General features: G+C 48.5%; 10 protein-coding genes. 1 reads left to right on the top strand and 9 read right to left on the bottom strand.

The genetic code is table 11. From position 1 onward, the window contains the following. Positions 1-63 precede the first annotated feature (63 nt). The 9 genes from ACFO9Q_RS07385 to ACFO9Q_RS07345 form a co-directional block, all read right to left on the bottom strand. Positions 64-1,206, bottom strand: a complete 1,143-nt coding sequence (locus ACFO9Q_RS07385; protein WP_379180262.1) for a glycoside hydrolase family 88 protein — start codon at positions 1,204-1,206, stop codon at positions 64-66. Then, positions 1,203-2,078, bottom strand: a complete 876-nt coding sequence (locus ACFO9Q_RS07380) for a carbohydrate ABC transporter permease (RefSeq protein ID WP_379180260.1) — start codon at positions 2,076-2,078, stop codon at positions 1,203-1,205. Before ACFO9Q_RS07380 ends, ACFO9Q_RS07385 begins: the two co-directional genes overlap by 4 nt. Before the next feature lie 10 nt (positions 2,079-2,088). Further along, positions 2,089-3,057 (bottom strand): ABC transporter permease, encoded by a 969-nt coding sequence (locus ACFO9Q_RS07375; RefSeq protein ID WP_379180258.1) that lies wholly within the window; start codon positions 3,055-3,057, stop codon positions 2,089-2,091. A 69-nt stretch (positions 3,058-3,126) separates the two neighbouring features. Continuing rightward, positions 3,127-4,749 carry an ABC transporter substrate-binding protein gene (locus ACFO9Q_RS07370; RefSeq protein ID WP_379180256.1) on the bottom strand — a complete coding sequence of 541 codons (1,623 nt, stop codon included), beginning with the start codon at positions 4,747-4,749 and terminating at the stop codon, positions 3,127-3,129. Positions 4,750-4,932: 183 nt separating this feature from the next. Then, complete coding sequence (locus tag ACFO9Q_RS07365) at positions 4,933-7,296, bottom strand: helix-turn-helix domain-containing protein (RefSeq protein WP_379180254.1); 2,364 nt, start codon at positions 7,294-7,296, stop codon at positions 4,933-4,935. A 176-nt stretch (positions 7,297-7,472) separates the two neighbouring features. Continuing rightward, positions 7,473-9,668 carry a right-handed parallel beta-helix repeat-containing protein gene (locus ACFO9Q_RS07360; protein ID WP_379180252.1) on the bottom strand — a complete coding sequence of 732 codons (2,196 nt, stop codon included), beginning with the start codon at positions 9,666-9,668 and terminating at the stop codon, positions 7,473-7,475. A 13-nt stretch (positions 9,669-9,681) separates the two neighbouring features. After that, on the bottom strand, positions 9,682-12,288 hold the full coding sequence (locus ACFO9Q_RS07355) for a glycosyl hydrolase family 95 catalytic domain-containing protein (protein ID WP_379180250.1): 2,607 nt from the start codon (positions 12,286-12,288) through the stop codon (positions 9,682-9,684). A gap of 324 nt (positions 12,289-12,612) precedes the next feature. Next, on the bottom strand, positions 12,613-15,855 hold the full coding sequence (locus tag ACFO9Q_RS07350) for a polysaccharide lyase 8 family protein (RefSeq protein WP_379180248.1): 3,243 nt from the start codon (positions 15,853-15,855) through the stop codon (positions 12,613-12,615). 971 nt (positions 15,856-16,826) lie between these two features. Then, a complete protein-coding gene (locus tag ACFO9Q_RS07345) occupies positions 16,827-17,696 on the bottom strand; it encodes an AraC family transcriptional regulator (RefSeq protein WP_379180246.1) in 870 nt (289 codons plus the stop codon). A gap of 96 nt (positions 17,697-17,792) precedes the next feature. Here ACFO9Q_RS07345 and ACFO9Q_RS07340 point away from each other — a divergent pair, with 96 nt between their 5' ends. Next, positions 17,793-19,931: an alpha-galactosidase gene (locus ACFO9Q_RS07340; protein ID WP_379180244.1), complete on the top strand. Its 2,139-nt coding sequence runs from the start codon at positions 17,793-17,795 to the stop codon at positions 19,929-19,931. The last annotated feature ends 152 nt before the right edge of the window (positions 19,932-20,083 follow it).

The following is a 20,083-nucleotide window of genomic DNA, read 5'->3' as shown; positions in this document are numbered from 1 at the left end:
CTTGCCCTCACCACCTCCTCTTATGAAAAAGGGGGAGTTGATATTATTCAATCCCCTTCAACCCTAAGCTTCGTCCATCAGCGTCTTTAACTTGCAAATCGCCTCAACGAAGTAATAATCGCCATAGATCATCGGACCGTTAGACACTTCCGCTCTTGTATAGATGCCCTTGTGGAAGGCGCCTGTACCATAGTCCAACAAGCCTTCATTCGAATGGTCCCAGATCGCGCACTTCTCATCGAGATTACGTAGAATGGATATTGCCGATTCTAGATATACACGCTTCTCCGCCGGCGGAACGGCCTTTGCAATCTCAATCAGACCGCAAGCCGTAATCGCTCCTGCACTGCTGTCGAGCAGGTCGGAGTCGGCTGGCTGACGATAATCGCAGGGCGGAACGTAGCCATGCAGCGGCAAGCAGGTCATGACATAATGGGCAATCCGCTTGGCCGTATCCAGATATTCCTGCTTCCCTGTCCAATGATAAGACTGGGCGAATCCATAGAGCGCCCAGCTCTGACCGCGGGACCAGGACGACCCGACTTCATAGCCTTGACCCCGGGGTGTTTCCAACACTTCGCCATTCGTCTCGTCATAGATAACGATGTGATGCACCGAGCCGTCCGGACGAACGAAGTCACGCATAACTTTATCCGCATGCATCGTCCCGATATGCGTGAAGCGGGCATCCTTGCTCTTCTCGCTGGCCCAGAACAACAGCGGTATATTCATCATGCAGTCGATGATCGCCCACCCTGCCTTGTTATCCCCGTTCCAGGCGCGAATATAGCCTCCTGCGATATTGGCTCTGGCGGACAGCACGTTCGCTGCGAGCAGTCCGCGCTGTCTGGCTTGCTCGTCACCGGTCAGCTCATGATTCATGACACTTGACAATAGCCACATGAAGCCGACATCATGGTGCAGCTTATCGTAGGTGTGCAGCACCTGATCCATTTTCTCTTCAATGCTTCGGGCGTACGTTAGATAAATCTCTTCCTTCGTCTCCCGGTACATGTGCCATAGAATACCGGCCCAGAATGTGTTCGTCCACCAATCCATAGAGTCTTGCCAATCGTCGTATACTCCTTCGATTGTCTTGAACGGCATTCCATCCTGGATCCGTCTGGAAGTCACAGTAAGCTTACTCTCGATCTTGCTCCATGTATGCTGAATGTAAGACTTGTGAAGCTGTAGCAATTGACTCATCCTTTCACCGCACCAATCAAGGCGCCCTTCACAAAATATCGCTGCAAAAATGGATAAACAACGAGAATCGGAACCGTTGCGACCATAATGAGTGCATACTTTAAGGTCTCAAACAAATTGTTAGCTGCACCGGTATCTCCGGTTGCCATCGTGTTCGATTCGCTCGTTAATAATAATTCGCGAAGGACAAGCTGTAGAGGATACAGGCTCTTCGTCCGAATGTAAAGCATCGCGCTGAAATAAGAATTCCAATGAGCGACCCCATAATACAGCGCAATCACGGCCATAGCCGGAAGTGACAAAGGAATAATGATGCGGAACAGGATAACCAGTTCGTTCGCCCCGTCAATCCGTGCCGATTCTTCCAGACTGGAAGGAATACTCTCAAAGAACGTCTTTAGAATCAGAAAGTTGAACGCGCTCATAGCTGCCGGAATAATAAGCACAAACAGATTATCGATCAACCCGAGCGACTTGATGTTCAAATACCCCGGAATGAGGCCGCCGCTAAAATACATGGTGAAAATAATAAACAGCAGAATCGGCTTTTTCAGCATCATCCCGTCACGCGTCAAGGCATACGCGGTGATGGCGGTCATGAACAGGTTAAGCGATACGCCAACCACGATAATAAACAACGTATTCCGGTACCCTGTCAGGACGAATGTGTTCTTGAAAACGGCAATATACCCGTCTAGGGTAGGATTAAGCGGGTAGAACAGAAAACCGAAATGCGTCATCAGCATACTTCCATCACTGAAAGAAGCAAAAGCAACATGGATGAGCGGGTAAACCGTACTAAAGGATAACAAGAGCAAGAAGAGGATATTGCAACTATCAAAAATCTTCTCCCCAAGCGTTCGCTTATTCATTGTGAACCTCCTACCATAAGCTGGTTTCGTTCCAGCGCTTCGCAAGCCAGTTCGCCAGAATCAAAATCGTAAAGTCGATGACGGAATTGAAGATTCCGACCGCTGCACTGAAGGAATAGCTGAATTCCAGGACCCCCTTACGATAGACATAAGTGGAAATGACATCGGCAGTAGAAAACGTATTTGGATTATAGAGCAAAATAATTTTTTCGTAACCGACCCCCATGACATGGCCCAAGCGCAAAATAAGCATGATAATGATGGTCGACTTGATTCCGGGCAGTGTAATATGAAGCAACTGCTTGAATCGTCCAGCGCCGTCTATGCGAGCCGCTTCATATTGCTCTACGTCGATCGCTGCCAATGCCGCGATGTAAATGATAGAGCCCCAGCCCACTTCCTGCCAAATGCCGGAGGATACGTATAGCGTTCGGAAGTATTCCGGCCATAAAAGCATACTTACGCGCTCTCCGCCAAACCAAGCGATCAGGTCATTGATCAAGCCATCGCTCTCCGAGAACGCTTTGATTAATCCGCAAATGACGACCAAGGAAATAAAGTGCGGAATATAAGTTAACGATTGTACTGTCCTTTTAAGGAAGGTATGACGTACCTCATTAAGCAACAAAGCCAAAATGATAGGCGCTGGAAAACCGAATATGATGCTATACAAACTAATTTTAAGAGTATTTATCAATATATCCCAGAAAAAAGCAGAGTGGAACAAGGTGTGAAAGTGCTCCAGTCCGACCCAAGGACTGGCCCAAATTCCCTTCATAGGCTTAAAATCCTTAAACGCAATAATCGCTCCATACATTGGTTTGTAACTAAAAATAAAGTAATAAATGATTGCCGGAAGAGCGAGTATATAATAAACCCGAAATTTCTTAAGATCTTTCGCCAATCTCCTTAGGAATCTCTCCTCTTGATTTCTTCTTCTGTCTATGACTGAGTGTTTCTCTGCCAGAATTTCGTGCATGATTCCCACCCTTCTCCCTTCCGAAGGTTAAGGAAGAAGGAATCCCTTCTCCCTTGCCGCTTTAATCCCTTAACGCTTCATGTAGCGATCGTATGCGTCTTGCTTAGCTTTGGTCAGTTGATCTACACCGAGCGCCTTCAGTTGGTCTAAATATTTCTGATAGTTGTCCAACGACTCGCTGCCAAATACGAACTTGGTGAACATTTGTTCCGCGTACGTGTAAACATCGTTGTTATATTTAGCGACAATTTTCGATTCTTCCTCTGTGTGCGTAATATAGTTCGAGTACAAATGCTTGTCTGCATCCGTTTGTGTCCATTCCTTAAGTGCATCCGTTTGCTGCTTATAGAGATTCAACTGTTCAATTTTCTCGGGAAGCTCGACCGATGGGAAGCCATTATAGGAGCTGTACATTGCTTGAACTTGAGTCGATGTCCAGTTGTTCGGATTTTTCGTTAAGAATTCCGTAAACTTCGGCTTGCCGTTCTCTAGCTTATATGTCGTATTCTCAATACCGAAGTTGGAGAACTGAATGCCCTCCGGCGTAAAGAAATAATCAAGGAATTTAGCTGCAATTTCGACATTCTTGCTCTTCGCGGTAATGACCGCACTGAAAGGCGCATTAAACTTCTGGTCCTTCTGGCCGCTGAACGGAGTGTCTCCCTTATTAAGTACAGGATATTTGGCTCCGACCAAATCGAATGTTGGATTTGAAGTCTTGTACTTGTCCAATAAGGAACGAATATAACCGCCCGACTGACCGATGAATGCCCCTGTTTTGTTCTGGTCGATCAAGCTTTTCAGCTTGTTAGAATCAGTGAGCGGGAAATCTTTGTCGATCAGCCCCTCCTCATACCATTTGTGGAAAGTCATCAAGAAATTCTTGTATTCTTGTGTTGCGGCGCCGAATTGTACTTTGCCCTTGTCGTCTACGAAGAAGCCATAATCGGTTTTATAGGCGCCTAAGAATACATTACGTAGGAGAGCCGGCGTCGATTTCCCTTCAAATCCAAACGCAGCACTTGCTCCTTTCTTCTCCTTGAATGCCTTCAGCACGGTATACCACTCATCTATTGTTTCAGGGACCGGCAGATTCAGTTCCTTGAGCCAGTCGCTTCGGAGTATGGGACCGGCAAATACTTTGCCAAGCTCGCTTCGTGTGGACGGGAAGAAAAAGTATTTGCCGCTATCCGATATAACCATCTTATCCAGCTCTTTGTCCTTACTGATCAAATTCCATGCGTTTGGCGCATACTTAGGAAAGATGTCGTTTAGGCTTAGGATGACACCGTCTTTCTCGGCAGCAGAAGCGCCGCCTGGATAGTCACCCATATTGCCGATAAAGATATCTGGAAGATCACCCGAAGCGATCAGCGTATTGAAGAAGTCCTTCTCGGCTCCTACCGTTGGGTGAATAAACTCCAGCTTTACGCCGGTTCTTTTTTCCAGTTCCTTCATGAATGGGGTTTCGCCCATGTTCGGGACCAGCTGGGCAATGTCCTTATTCATCCCCATATAAACCTTCAGCTTGGTGTTCGTTTGAAGCGGATACTTCGTTTCCGCCGTCGATGCGGATGGTGTGGGGCTGCTGCTGCCCGCCGGGCTTTCTTGCTGGCTGCAACCAGCAATGACCCCGGTCGATAGAACTGCAGTAAGCGTCATAATTAAGATTCGCTTCATTGTTTTACTCATGAGTTCGACTCCCTTTACTCTTATTTTGTGATCGAGTGTGATGACCCGATGCCCTTATTGTGAGGGATAACTATATGTTTCAACAATGTACAGATTTTAAAATAAGTTCATACTATCGCAAAAAACCACGTTCAAAATCAAAATGGATGATCCATTTCTAAAATGAACGTGGTTAATCTCTGATTATTGCTTGACAGTCCGGTACTTTCCAGGCGGGATGTTCTCCAATTTCTTAAAGCTTCGAATGAAGCTTCTTACGTCAGCGAAGCCCACCTTGGTGGAAATGTCTTGGATAGATTCATTGGTCTCAAGCAGTAAACGTTTAGCATGTTCGAGTCGTAAGGTCGCAATGAAATCCAATATACCTTGACCAGTTTCGTTTTTGAAAATTCCGGACAAGTAGTATGGGGACATTTCAAACTTATCTCCGATCAGCGTAATCGTAACATTCGGATTCGTATATTGCTCTTGAATAAATAGCTTTAATTCCCCTACAAGCTTCGAATGTGTTGTGTCCTTGGTTGTCTGAATGAAGCTCGCAGCCTTCTCCAGCATTTCGAACGTGTCCTGCTTCATCCTGTCACGATCCTGAAGTCGATCCAAGGGCTTACTTGCAATCAGCTCATCGATGAAGTCGTTTGCTTTCGTGCTGCCAGCTTCAGTCACAGCTCGTACGACTGTGCCAATCAGATTGTAGCGCAAAAATTTAGAGATGCTTACGGAGCCTAGCCCTTCTCCTTCATTACGCTGAAACAAATCCTCGATAATGCTGTGCAAGCCCTTAATATCCGTGGCCTGGATGGAATTGATGATCTGCTGCTCCACGTATAAGGGAAAATAGTATTTATAGTGTAGGCCAAACTTATTGGAATCGCTAACCTCTTTATACTCGATAATCTCGTTTTTCCCGGTAACAATCCGATATTCAAGAGCATCCAGTGTTTCCTGATAGCAAGTCGGAATTTGGTCGAAGCCTTGGTGAATTCCGCTGATGGCAATGGAAAGCTCTGTTTTAAATTTTATTCTCAGAATATCTCTTGTCTGCGAACTGATGGCATACATCTCTTCCTTGCGAGCGTCGTTGGTGCCCTCCTTGAAATTGATCAGACAAGCGACCATCCCATCTATGGCTGCGGCATAGCCGATGTGCTTCTGGCCTGCCAACTCCTCGGTAATATTCTGAATCACAAACTGAATAAGCTCAAGATTTAGCCGTTTACCTTCATGCTCCTCGGCGCCATTTCCGTCGTCCAAACCAAACAGGATGATCCCGAATGCATCATAAGGAAAATCAATACCGAATTCACGCATACCCTCATAGAGGTGAATCCCTTTACCCTGAAAGCCTTTCATCATTTTACTCAAATAATTCGAACGAAGCACTTGATTTTGTCTGAAAACCAGATGGTTTGCCTCGTCGTGCTCATTCATGATATGCGTCATTGTATCTCGGATGATCGCGTATTCGTCTCTATCCCCTGTATTCTCTAGCTTCTGCCGTGAGGTCAAGAATTGGAGCAGCTGATCGATGGAGGAATAATTGCGCTTCATCAAATAGATTGAAAGAATGCCTCCTCCTAATAAGCAAAGAACGATACTAACTATATTTAACACCTGAATAAGTCGGGTTTTATGGTAGAACAAATCCGTTCGTGTGAGCATTGAGTAAGTGAGATTCTCAAAAATTGTAGACTTCTGGTAAGCGATTACGTAGCTTCTCTTCTTGTCTTGAAAGGTCGTCATCCCTTGCTTCCCTGACAGTTTCTGTTCCGGCGGCAACGCTTGATCGCCAATGGCGCCAAATGACAAAACGAAGGACTGCGACGGATCGGTTAATAGGAGTCGGGAATCCTGAAGTAGCTTGCTGTTCTGAACATTGTTCAGAAGAGCGTTCGTATTGATTCTGAAGACGGCGATGGTATCCGGCCGGTTTACACCTGCTGTAGATACCGTTCTAACATAATAGAGCATTTGGCTGCCGGCAGAATTGCTATTTTCGAAGTTATACAAGGCTCGGAACTTGACGGATGTCAGCATCTTGTTCCATTGTGTAGGTGACAACCCGTCATAGGTGTCCATCGTTCGAGTAATGTCCGTCTTTGTATAAATTTCGGTTTGCTTGACGATGTATTCGTTGTTCGGAAAATATAAATATATCGCATCGATATAGTTTCTCCCGGCTTCAAAGGCACCCAGGTCTTTGGCCGCAGTAATCAAGCTCAAGCGATCCTTCCCATATAAATCAGCCTTCACATTGCGTAAATACGTCACCGTACTTCGTTTCGCTAATTCCCCGCTGATCTGATCCATGTCGTTAATTCTTGCTTCGACCGCTTCCCGCACTTGAGTCGCGATTGCGTCGTTAGCTCGATTGGTTTCGGTCTTCAACAAATCAATTGAATAGAGGGAAACCGAAATACTGATGGCAATCGGCAGCAACAGGATGGCATAATAGGATGCTAGCCATTTTCGCGCCACGCTGTTTTTGTTGAGCAGCAGGTGTAAGGAGCTATGTAAGCGCACTACAAAGTCGAATAAAATTTTCATCGTCCACAGCTCCAAAGTAAGAATTTTGGGTTTCACACAAAGCTTCATTCTTACTCTATCGATGACAACAATGATCTGTCAACGCTCTTTGTAATGAACAGTTTCTAAAATCAATGAACAATTTTGACGGAGACATAAAAAAAGCCACCCGGTAAGCATCCGGATGACTAATCCTGCTATTCTTCTTGTACGCGTTTTTCCCGTTCCATCGGCTTCTCCCTTACACCCGCCGCTTCAACAATAGGCCAGCTTGCCCGATTTTCGCTCTCATACAGGCCGATCTTCTCGACTGGAATCGGTATGAAGCCGAGTGTGAGTGCCGGGCTCCCTTCTAGTAGTCGGTAGTCATCCTGTTCCGCATTCACAAATCGTGGGTCCGCTACAAGACTATTGGCATCATGTCCCATGGACTTCCATACTTGCCAGCAGTCGTGATCGGCTCGTGTGGAGTAATCCTCATCTCGAGCTAAAACTTTGATGAATGGTTCGGCACCATCATCTGCATTTATTCCATCTCCGTATAGCACATTATGATCGAACTCATTCCCCTTCTCCATCAAGTTGTCATAATCACGAATACAGAACTTATAGACGGAGTTGCTTGATTGCTTCGAGCCGATAATATTTCGAACATATCTGGTATTGGTCAAGGAAAGTCCCGTTGTTCCATGTGTCCGATATTCATCTTGCGGCTTCCAGCCGAGCACGAAGATGGACTCCTCCCTCGTCTCGAGGAACATATTGTTTTCAATCACGTTATCCTTGCCCGAATGCACGTACATACCAGCTCCCGGCGTTCGGAACGTAATATTTCCACGCACCTCGATACCGCTCGTATAATCGTCCAGATAGATACCGAACGCGAAGGCGGGGGTACGCCAGACGCCTTTTACACGCTGATACCCGATCACATCGTGGATCAGGTTATATTCGATCGTTGTCCCATTCATGGTCCAGTCCCGATCGCATGTGTTGATCGCGCCTGTATCGCATGTCTCGACATTTACGTGACGAATATGGTTATATTCAATCTGATGATCATTGCCACGGGTGAAGATCCCCCACCTAGGCCCGTCGTGGATATAGTTATGCGCCACCCGGATGCCGATTCCGTTGATAGCCACACCGGCTACTCCCTTATGGAGGACGCCTACATGGTGAATGTAGTTATTCGCCACAACATTATCGGATGACGCCTTCTTTACTTCAAAGGTAGTGATATAGCCGCCAGACATATAAACCCCATGACTTCCCGTTTCATAAATATCACAGCCCAGTACCTGACATTGCACGCCTTGCAGCACCGTAACGCCTGGACCACCTGTGCCACGAATGACGCAGCCCTCCAGCCGAATGCCTTTGGCGCGTTTGACGAACAGAGCCGTACCTTCACAGCCCTCCAGAGTCAATCCCTTGAAGCTCAGATGACCTTCCTCAACGAGATACTGTTGGCGGGATTTCATCAGATAGCCGCCTCGATCCTGCCAATCGATTTTTTCCTTATAGATATCCTCCTCTTGATCGAACTGGCTTCGAACCTCGATGATGTTCTTAACTAGAGGAATCACAACGGAAAGCTGATCCAGCGGTATATGCGCCGGAGGAATGAACATGACACGCTGCTTCTCTTCATCAAGGTACCATTCGCCGGGGGCTTGGAGTTCCTCCTTCACGCTTTGGAAGTAGAAACGGTCCCCAGGGTAAATCTCGTAGATTACAGGATCCTTGAGAACAACTTCACCTGTCTCAGGATCATAGCTTTTCAGCTTCACGATGCTGTTATACCAGTTATGTCGCGGGAAAATGAATAGCTCCACCTCCTCAAGCTGGCTCCAGCTTAGCAAGCGAGGATCCTTGCAGATGAAGCGATCCCTCGCTCCTATACCCTTCTGATGAGGCTCCGTAACGGGCCCATCTACGTATAGCCAGCCGCCTCCATATGGATTATCCGCATCGAATTTGGGATAACGCGCTTTGCGCATCCTCTCGCCGTTACAGAACAACTGATCGAACGCGATGCAGCCGAGTCCTAGCTTACTCAGATTATATTCAAGCATGCCGTTCTCACCAATCTGCGGATCGCGAAGCAAGCAGCCGCCGACAAGCACGACTTCCCCGTCCCCTGCTGCGCGGAAGGTCACAGGAGAATCTTCCACCGCCAAGTCTTGTTGGTCGAAATGTATCGTCTCCCGCACCTCGTATCTGCCCGTGTGGAGGATGACTTCAATCGGCCCTGTCACCGCTCCGGAAGCTCGCAGCTCCCGGATTCGGTTTCTTGCTCCGGCAAGACTGGCCAGAGGCCCCTCAGTGGAATGATCGTTGCCGTTTCGCTGAACATGAAGTGTCAACTTGTCTTGAAGTATCGTTGTCATCGGTATTCTCCTTCTAAGTCAGATTAATCTGAGCGATTTGATAGCGGTACCGCTCCATATAGAGTTCTGAAGCGTGATGGATGGCGCACAGCACTCCATCGCTTTCTCCCGTGCCGTCCGGGAACAGGGCGGTAACCTTGTATGTCGCACGTTCGAAGCTCGAGAAGTCAAACTCCGAATCCTGGAACGAGGTGTTCGCTACATTCGCAGCGATAAGCTCGTAATGTGGCATTTGATTCACAGCACGGTATACGTTGTAGAGGCATCCCGCTTCTCCACTCCATTCGAGCTTGAGCGTATGACGGTGCACCTGTAGCTCCTTGGGAGCAGGCGCATAGCGAACAGGGGCCATTCCAGTTAAGGTATAGCGGCCGCCTGTCCTCGTATCGAACGTGATATATCCCGGAGAATCTATCATATAGGCAATCGGGAGATGTTCCTCCGCGACCAACTTTGCGCTATCGATTCCCGGGTAAGCAAGTCGGCATAGCCCTCCGCTGCCAGACACAATCTCAATCCGTGTTGCAGTCCCGCTTCTCCATTCAACCGAAGCTTCGAAGTTTCCGCGGGCAACGAGTCCACGGAACGATCCGCTGCCCCAAGCCTGGGGAATGGCGGGAAGCACCGATATGTGTGTCTCGTGGCTCTGCAACAGCATCTCCGCGACACCTGCTGTTCCCCCGAAATTGCCATCAATCTGAAACGGCGGGTGTGAATCCCACAGATTGGGCAGCGTCTGCTGCTCAAGCAAATTGCGGAACAAACGATAGGCGCGATCCCCATCTCCAGTTCGGGCCCATAGGTTCAACCGATGAGCAAGCGCCCAGCCGGTGGACTCATCTCCCCGCTCATTCAGCGTCACGCGAGCGGCATCGAGCCATGCCGGAGTATCCCGCGAGATTAATGTTCCCGGGTAGAGCCCCACGAGTTGAGAAATGTGGCGATGGCAATATTCGCCGATTTCCCCATACAGCTTCTCCTCCGAGTATTCCTTTACCTGACCGGACCAGCCGATCTCAATGGGGTGATACCGGTCTATCTGCGCTCTTTGCACCTCGAGCGTAGGGTCCTTGGTACCGAGCAGTTCTGCTGCTCGGAGCAAGTCGGCTCCATTCTCATGAATCATCTGTTGATCGAAGGCGCAACCAACCGTGTGATAATATTGATATGGCTTATCACTTCGCCACCTGCCGAAGATCAGCGATGCGGAAAAGGAGGTGAGGTAACGGCCGTCATAATCCCGTACCGTCTTAGTAAGGAACCGGCTCATGCTTAGCAAAGTCGGATAGGTCACGTTCCGAAGCACATGCTCATCTTGGGTAAAATCATAATAATCCCAGAAAAGCTTCGTGGTGAGCCCCCCTGTTCCCGGACCCGAATGCCCGCCCGGACCAGTGATCATGTAGGCATAACTTGCCGTTCCGATTGTCCAGCCGCAAGCACCCTGTTCGTCGGTAGCATGCTCCGGATTGTGCTTTCGGATATAGGCGTTCGCTAGTTGCTCGGCTTTCGTTCTAAACGCAGCGTTAAAATCCACATAAGCTTGAAACGTTTCTTTTAAGTTCGTGTTAAAGGCGTGCCAGTAATTCATCTGTACATTAATATTGTGCCAGTACCCGCTCCCCCACGGCGAATGATCGTGCACGTTCCAAACTCCCTGCAGATTGGCAGGGAGCGTTCCCGGTCTGGATGAACTGATGAGCAGATAGCGACCGTATTGAAAATATAGCTCCTCCAGGTACGGGATTGCTTCTCCTTGACTGTACTTCTGCAGCAGCACATCCGTAGGCTCTTTTGGCAAGGCGCCTTCAAGGGAGAAGGCTACACGGTCGAATAACGTCCGATAGTCAGCGATATGGCGTAACCGGAGCTTCTCATATCCCAGTCGTGAAGCTTGCTCCATCATTTGGGTAACCTCAGGATGTGGATCGATATCGGGGATTTTCTTCTTCGGGTCGTCTTCCAGAAAAATATGGCTATCCAGCTTATAATTCGTTCCGACAGCTACCAACAAAAGTGCAGAATCGGCCCCGCTAACCCGAATGGCCCCTTGCTCTTCCAGCATGACCCCCGACGGTGCAATCACTTTAATCAGCCCTTCAAACCGGGTGTTGTAGTAGTGCATGCGGCCGCGGAGGGTTAACGTATCGCCTTCAGCAATAACCTCACCCGACTTGCCGCCTCCGTCTCCCGGTGTCTTGGCGTAATCCTTGCAGTATGGGATTTCCGGGCGAACGACAAAGGTAAGTGATCCGGGCTGGGAAGCTGACAGCCTTATCACGATGATCCGGTCGGGATACGAAGCGAAATATTCCCTCTCATACCGAACGTCATGATGACGGTAGCGGCAGTAGGCAATTGCGTCATTCAGCGACAAGCCCCGTTCAAACTCGGTTACCTCCTCGTGCCCGAATTCCAAATACATTTCAGCAAAATTGTTCAACCCACCAAGATTACCGGGGTTTACCAGTGTGTTCTCGGTAATCTGAATACGCTCCCTATAAGGAATACCGAACACATTCGCTCCCGTATAGCCGTTACCGATGGGCAACGATTCTTTCTCCCAGCCCTCAGTGGAATCCTCTGCCGGCGTGAGATAGGAAAGTAACAAGTTTTTCATTGTCACTTCGACATCCTTTCCTCTAGGTTCTACTCATTCAGGATACCTAGCTTATGACCCTTGAGAAACTATCACTTTTGCAGAAAAGTTAGCAATTTTGAGGATCCACTGAAAAAAATCAAATAGCCTGGGCTGCTCGCCCTGGCTACTGAGTAACTTGGAACTATCGTTGGTTGATCAAGAACTGTATGATTCTAGATTATCTTGACATGTTCGTATGGGCTAAGTCCTTCGCAATACCTTCAACAAATTTATCGCTCCTGATTGATAGAAGACCCTCATGGTATATGACGAACCCTGAAGGTCTCTTTTCATTGCAACATCCTAATACCCGAAGCTAGCATGCAAGGTTTGGCCGAATGTCCCGTCCACGTTCACTTTCAGCTGAATCGTGGGACTCATTTGCAGAACCTGAATACGAGCATCGGATGAGATTACAGAAGTAGCCTTCCGATTAATTGTCAGCATAATATAGCCATCGCTGGTCGCACCGTTCTTGACGTTATCCTGGGTCGGATCGCTTATGCCGACCGAGATGCCCGTGGACGTCTCGTGGGTGATGACGGACGCTTTTTTGGTAGAAGTCAAGAAGTTAGTTCCGTTCACCTGAAGGGTCGCGGTGTTATCCGTCCAGAAATTAGCCCCGACTACATTCTGCGTTGTTTCCTTGGCAGCATGAATGCTTGCATCCTGCTGCAGAATCGTGATATCCGGACTAGCCGCATAACTGCTCACTTGAGCAGGCGTGCGACCAGGAAGGAGCACATATTGGTAACTGCCAGCTGTTGGATTTACGCCATGATCGAACCACATCGTCAAGAATTTATTCGTATACGAGGTTGTATAACTCGAATCCGTGCCAGATCCAATATCGCTAAATTTTCCGGAACGGGCTTCCCGCTTGAGGGTCAAGTTGGCCCCACCCGGGAAATAGTAGCCAATCTGCGCACCGGAGTTCGAATTGGATAGGTGTGCCCAGCTTGCTCCCGTTACCGAACCGGTCGCTCCAAGCGTCCCGACCTTGGCTGCATTATCGACCAGGAATTGCTCGGTTCCGGCACTGCTCAGTTTGCGATTCTCCACAATGGTCTCCACAGTCCGATTATCGGTAGATGAGATGCCCGTGCCCATCGCTACGATCTCGTTATCGAACAAGAACCACGACTTCTTGGCAGCAAGGGATTGGCTGTTCGTCTTCAGATCCATCCCGGCTGCTCCATACAATTGATCCACTTCGGCTCCGCCCGCCCAGCTCTGGGTACCGTATCCACTTCTGTCGCTCGGGAGCAGCGTAATTTTCAAATAATTGTAGCCCGAGCTTGAAATCGAATTTAGCGGCGTAAACACGGCATGCGTCCAGCCATTGGTTGTTCCTGCATTCGTTATTTTGTAAGGAATGTTTGTCGCGGAGCTAAACGTAGAACCACCATACAATCGAATCCGGTTGTAATTGCTAAAGCCGGTGTAGTAGAAGTCGATCGAGAAATTCGTCATACCGTTTACATTATACGTGACCGTCTCATTAGAGTCCGTCGTTCTGACTAGTCGGGCCGCATCGTTGTTCATGTTTGCTGCATTCTGCGTATCAATCGTGAAACGGGAGGACGTTATATTATAAATTTTGGACGTGTCGTTGAGTGGATCTACGAACGTACCGCTAGAGCCGGTGATGGAGATATTGTCACTCATATGCTGCTGAACCGTCGTTCCTGGCAAGCGAGTCGGATCGATTGTCGCCCAGTATCCACCCACGTACTGGTTGTCGTCCGCATTATGAAGGGAGGTCCGGCCATCCGACGTATGCCAACCTGCAATGTTCTCGTTGTTGATCGATTCATAGTTTTTCGTTCGGTCTGAATGCATCGAGATATCGAAACTATAGGTCGATTGACGTTGAACCGCTCGATCCATGCCGCTAAATACATTGAAGAAGCTGCTTGGCTGTAAAGGTGCTACAGATGTATCATTCATGATTTGCTTATAGTCCGCATACTGAGACAGCTGGGGAAGATAATCGCTATATTGCGATGAGATATACTTGATCAGACTTTTGAGGTAAACCCGATCAGTAGCCTTCGCATATTGTATAGCGTTTAGTGCGGTTGTGATCAAGAATCTCGCTTGGTCACTGGACGAGGGTCGCGAAATGTATCTCCCTGTCAAATTGTCGTCGTAACGTGCATGGTAGAGAAATGGCTCGAAGGCATTCTTAATCCAGTTCACAGGAGCATACTTGTTCGGGTCTGCAATCTCCCACGGTGAGCCCTCGAACAAAAAGGTTGCGCTCACAGGATCGTCCAGAGATCCCATGCCGTAACCGTACGTATAGGGCAAACCGTCGTGGAACAGGAATGAGCCGTCTTCCGCGAAGCCGTTCTTGCCTGGGTCGACGTATAAATACAGGGAACTAATCGCTCCTGTACCCAGCTTAATTCGGGCATGATCCTTAATGAGAATGCCGCATTTGGTCGTAATTCTGGCCGCCAGCGCGAGGTTTCCTCCATCCGAAGTATAGGTCGCATTCACACTGACACCCAAACTTAGCGGTGTAGGCAAGAAATGAAGGATCGCCGAAACATTGCTCGCGATTTGAGTGCTAGTCAGATCGTTATACATTACAACGAGCAGATCGGTAAGGTATAAAGGCACACCAAGCTCCCACGAGAACCAGTTATTATCGGTCGTCTTCGGAGCGAAAGGCCGTTGATCATTATACCAACCGTTGCTCTGCAGCCAGTCCATGGCGGAGATGATGTCGGAACGCAGCTGTGTATTGTGGTAATAGGTCCCGCCGACGGTTTGGTAAGCAACGGCCATTTTCAATAATTTCGAATACGTGTTCGTCACGTTTTCGCTGTACGTATCGTTCGGATAGTCCGAGAAAATATACGTACGGGATGATGACTTATCCATCGCGTTCCACCAAGTTTGAGCAGCAGAATTACGACTAGCAATCAGAGTTTGGACGTTGGTATCCGAGGTGTCGTAGCTCGTTCCCACAACAGAGTTATACCATTTCGTTCGAATCGTATCGTAGCTTGCGGAGGAAGGAAGCGCCACTCCTGTAACCTTGACATCGTCCATATTGAATCGGTACGTACTGGTTAGACCATTACCGGTAGCCACAAATCGGAGAAGTACGTTGGATTGGTTGGACACCGCGTCAGGAAAAGCAGCATTAACATTTGTAATCGAAGATTGTGCAACTGCGAGCTTATAGAAATCAACCCAGGTCGTCCCTCCATCAGTCGAATACGAGGCCGTCATCTGTGTCCCGCTAGGCATACTGCTGTACGTCCATGACTTGAAGCTGATTGCAACGTACTCATATCCATTCGTATTGAAGGTATGGGTCATGGTCGCATTGTTCGCTCCGAGGAAAGCGTAACCTCCGCTTGAATATCCTGCTGTCGTGGACCCCCAATTGGAAGACAGCGTATTCGTCGCGAACGTATCGTTAAACAGCGTTACGGATGTAATCGCGGTCCCCGTTACGACAACGTTGTCGACATTGTAACGGTACGTGCTAGTAAGGGAATTTCCCGTAGCGCGATAACGGATTTGCAATGCACTTTGGTTAGCCGCCGAGGCTGGTAGTAAAAATTGCACAGTTGTTGGAGCGGCCTCAGACGTGGTTATTTGCTCCAATTGAGTCCAATTCTGCCCGTCCACTGACCATTCGGAATAGAACACGCTGCTCGCAGGCATGTCGGCATACGTATATCGATTATATTGAACAATCACGTCCTTATAGCCGAGCGTATTAATGGACGTTTGCAGGTATGCATTATCGACTCCTAAAAAGGGGGCATGAGTAGTCGTACTGTAGCTTGCAGCTTGATTGATCCAGGCACTGCCAATTCCCGAATCAAAGCTGTCGGAGAATATGGTTGTGGATGCAGCCTTTGCTTCTGGATCAGGGACAACAGAGATAAGGCAGGTCAATGCTACCAAAAATGCTAATACCACAACAAAGCTTCGTTTGAGAATAGCTTGCATTCATCATTCACCACTTTTCTTAAAATGGAAATCAAGAGTACTTTGACCTTCAAGTAAGACCTTCTGCCCTCCTTTTCTTTTGATAACGCTTACATTTAATTTCAATTCGAATTCTACCCCTGACTCATTAAATAGTCCATATGCCAAAATTAAAGATCGTGTAACAGAATTCAAAAAACGATATATGGGCCGAGCCGCTCCTACGAGGATCCATTAAGCCAAAGACGAGCTTCCGTTTCACGAAATTGAAATGAAGACCGATTCAGGATGATCTTACTTCGGTCGTATACTGGTAACGCTTCCGTAAGATCTATATGAATTGTCGCCTGTATTCATGAACCAGTGGAATATGTCAATCGGGTAACAATCTATCCGGTATGTCAACAACTTCGGGAATAGGATAAAAGCATATTGGAAGTGCACCCCTTCCAATTACAGGAGGTAAGTCTACTGAGTCCCCTTTGCCGTACGACCGACAGCCATGCAGCCCTGCATCATCAACTGTCGGTTACAGCAAGCACTTGCACGGGAGACGATCGCTACGGTAATAACACGACTTGTCCCCAGTAGGCGGAATGCATTTCCGCCCGATAATGCTGAGGACTGCAGTTCAGATGCTTCCGGAATACCTTGCCAAAATAACTGCTGCTGTCAAATCCGGTTTGTGCCGCGATTTTGGAAACAGAGAGCTTCGTATGACGAAGAAGACGCACGGCTTCCTCCACTCTGCGCTTCTGCAAATAGGCGATTGGTGTGAGACCGACCCGTTCATGGAAAAGCTGGCAGAAATAGTTCGGGGTTAACTCCGCCTGGTCGGCCAGTTCCTTCAAGGTCAGTGGCTGGGCGTAATGCAGGTCGATATAGGCAAAGACGCGCTCGAGCTGGCAAGAATCGGGCACGGCTCCGTCCTGCCTACCCGCAGCCAATGCCGTCATCATCCAATCATAGGCGAAAGCCGACAAGGCATATCGGTTGAACGCTCCCTCTTCTCCGATTCGGGCATACATGTGAAGCAATTTACGTATGATTAGACTTTCTTGCGAAAGCTCTGTTATTGGCCCGAACTGGGACATCAGCTTCTTCCAAAGCGGAAATACCGGGTCACCCGACAGTTGCAACCACACAAATTCCCAACAATTTGACGCCTTTGGGTCGAAGTAGTATAGATGATTACCGGGAAATTCGGCAAAGAAGCCTTTACCGGCGGATAACACATACGAATGCCCATCACCCGAATCCAGCACACCACTACCCGCCGTCGTATATTGGAACACTACGCTTCTTTCCTTCCGTTCGTTACCGTTCCACCTATAGGAGCGGTCCCGCACCTCCGACCACCCAAAATACTCCACCTCGACGGCTCCCTGCAAGGGGGTCTGGTACCGAAATTGGTATACTTGTTTCATCATAAAATAGTACCATTCCTTTCAGAAGATAATTGGATTGTTTGGAAGCAAACTCCGTTATATCCTTGTAATATCAAGTATAACAGGAGGAACGCTACCATGCTCAGCTCACATGAAAAAAATACTATCCGTACCGCTGCCGCTGCGATTGAGCTCCAGAGCAAGAATTCCGCCAACGAACAACTCCCCGTCCTATGGACGTACATCGAGCCAAGTTCAGGCCGTCGATATCCGATTGAACCTCCGCTTTTCGAGCTTAACCGACAAACCGTCCTCGGCGTTTGGTCCGATCCCCAAATCACGCAAGACGCTGACCCGCTGCCAAACGGAACGTTTGAAACCCGTGTCGCGGGAACGATCGCAGGCCATTCCGATCTTATCTTGACACTCATTGTTCGACTAGCACCAGACAATCCGATCGTTCGCTTTCGGTATATGCTTAGCAGCCGCAGTGGCGTCACGATGACGAAGTCGCACGGCAGGGACGCTCTTCTCTACGCCGCCTTCCAAGCAAGTCCCGCCGGGTCCGCGATGGAGGTGCGATTCTCTGACTACAACGAACTGGTGCACAGTTACAAGCTAACGGAACAGCTTCTCGATCCTCTAGATTTTAAGCATGCCCGTTCCATCATGGGGCCCATGCTGGTTGCTATGGACGGCGCGCAATCCTTCCTCTTTGCTTACGAGCACGGCTCGCAATATCCAGATACGTATCTTTCTTTCCGGCTCCAGGCGGATCACCGGATTTCCGTCGAGGCCGAGAAGGGGAACTATTTCAATGGCCGACATATCATGGAGCAGCATCCGTTCGAAACGGTCTGGTTTCAAATCGGCGCCATCACCGGTCCCGAGGCTGAACTGGCCTCCGCCTACCGGACCTTCATCCTTCAGTATCAATGCTTGAATGCCGAGTCGCGAAAGCCATATATCTTTTACAATACTTGGGCCTATCAGGAGCGAAATGCCCACTGGAGCGGAAGTAAATATCTAGACTCCATGAACCTGGAGCGCATGCTGAAGGAAATCGAGGTTGCCCATCAGATTGGCATCGAAGTGTTTGTCATGGATACGGGATGGTATCGGAAAACGGGAGATTGGGAGGTCAACACTAGCTTCTTCCCGGACGAGCTGAAGAGCGTCAAGGCGAAGCTCGATGAGTACAACATGAAGCTTGGCCTATGGTTCGACCCGCAGAAAGCGGCCATTACGAGTCGCATGCTCGAGCGAAACCGAACGAATCAAACATCGGAAGCCGGCGTTTATAGGAAGCCTCACACCATATGGGAAACTGAGACGAGCTCTACACTGTGTCTGGTTAGTAGCTACTCCGACGATTTCGTGGAAGAATTAATCCGATTATACCGAGAACTAGGCGTTACTTATTTTAAATGGGATGCGATTAGCCAATATGGCTGTGACGACCCCAATCATAACCATGGCGACGAGGGCTGTTCCGAGCAAGAACGCGCCGAGTGCTTCTCCTTCGAGCTCCCTCTGACCATGGCTCGGATTGTGGAAAAATTGGCTAGTGCTTGCCCCGATGCCATCGTTGATTTCGACGTCACGGAAGGCTATCGCTCCGTGGGACTTAGCTTCCTATCCGCGGGAAAATATTTTCTGATTAACAACGGTCCCTATTTCCGGAACTATGACATCCCGAAAGATCGTGATATTCAATGGAAGAACAACAACATCTTTTTCTTCCCCGGCCCGGCACGCGGGTGGGTATGCCGCAAACCGCTCGCATATGACAAGTGGGTACCATCTGTTCTGTTCCTGACCCACTATCTTCCGGACGATCCAGAAGATAATCAAGACATCAATGCCGCTTCTCTCATCCTTGGACAGAATGGCATCTGGGGCGATTTACCGGCCATTTCCCCAGAAGGCATAGACCGTCTTCACGGCATCTTGAGCCGCTATAAGGTTGTCCGCGATGATATTACAGCTTCTTCAGTCATCCAATCTGGCGAAGCGGGAACGAACCCGGAAATTTATGAGAAAATTTCGAAGGCAACCGGACGCGGGGTAATCGTGATGTTCGCGAGCTCCTTTGGACAGCCTTTTCACAATTCCCGTCCTGCGAAGCATTCGTACATTTCAAGGCACAAAGTACACGCATCCAAGCTTTGGAACAACGAAGGCGTATCTGTCATCATAGACAACGAAGGGCATGCTTTGATCCACTGCCACTTCGACCGACCCGGGGCGAAGATCATTTTCTTCGGCGTGGAGTAGAAGAAAGTCTGAAAAAATAATATGGATAAAACTAGTTCAATAAATCTACGTTTAATATATCGTCAAATTGCACCCAATCAGACCCCGTAGCCACTCATAAAAATCATGATCTAAAAAGAGATCAGGTAAATTGGTCTGACTAAGAAAATGCC

The organism is Paenibacillus sp. GCM10023252 (genome assembly GCF_042653305.1).
Lineage (GTDB): Bacteria > Bacillota > Bacilli > Paenibacillales > Paenibacillaceae > Pristimantibacillus.
Note: the sequence above shows the minus strand (reverse complement) of the source record. Positions and strands in the feature narration are given on the sequence as shown.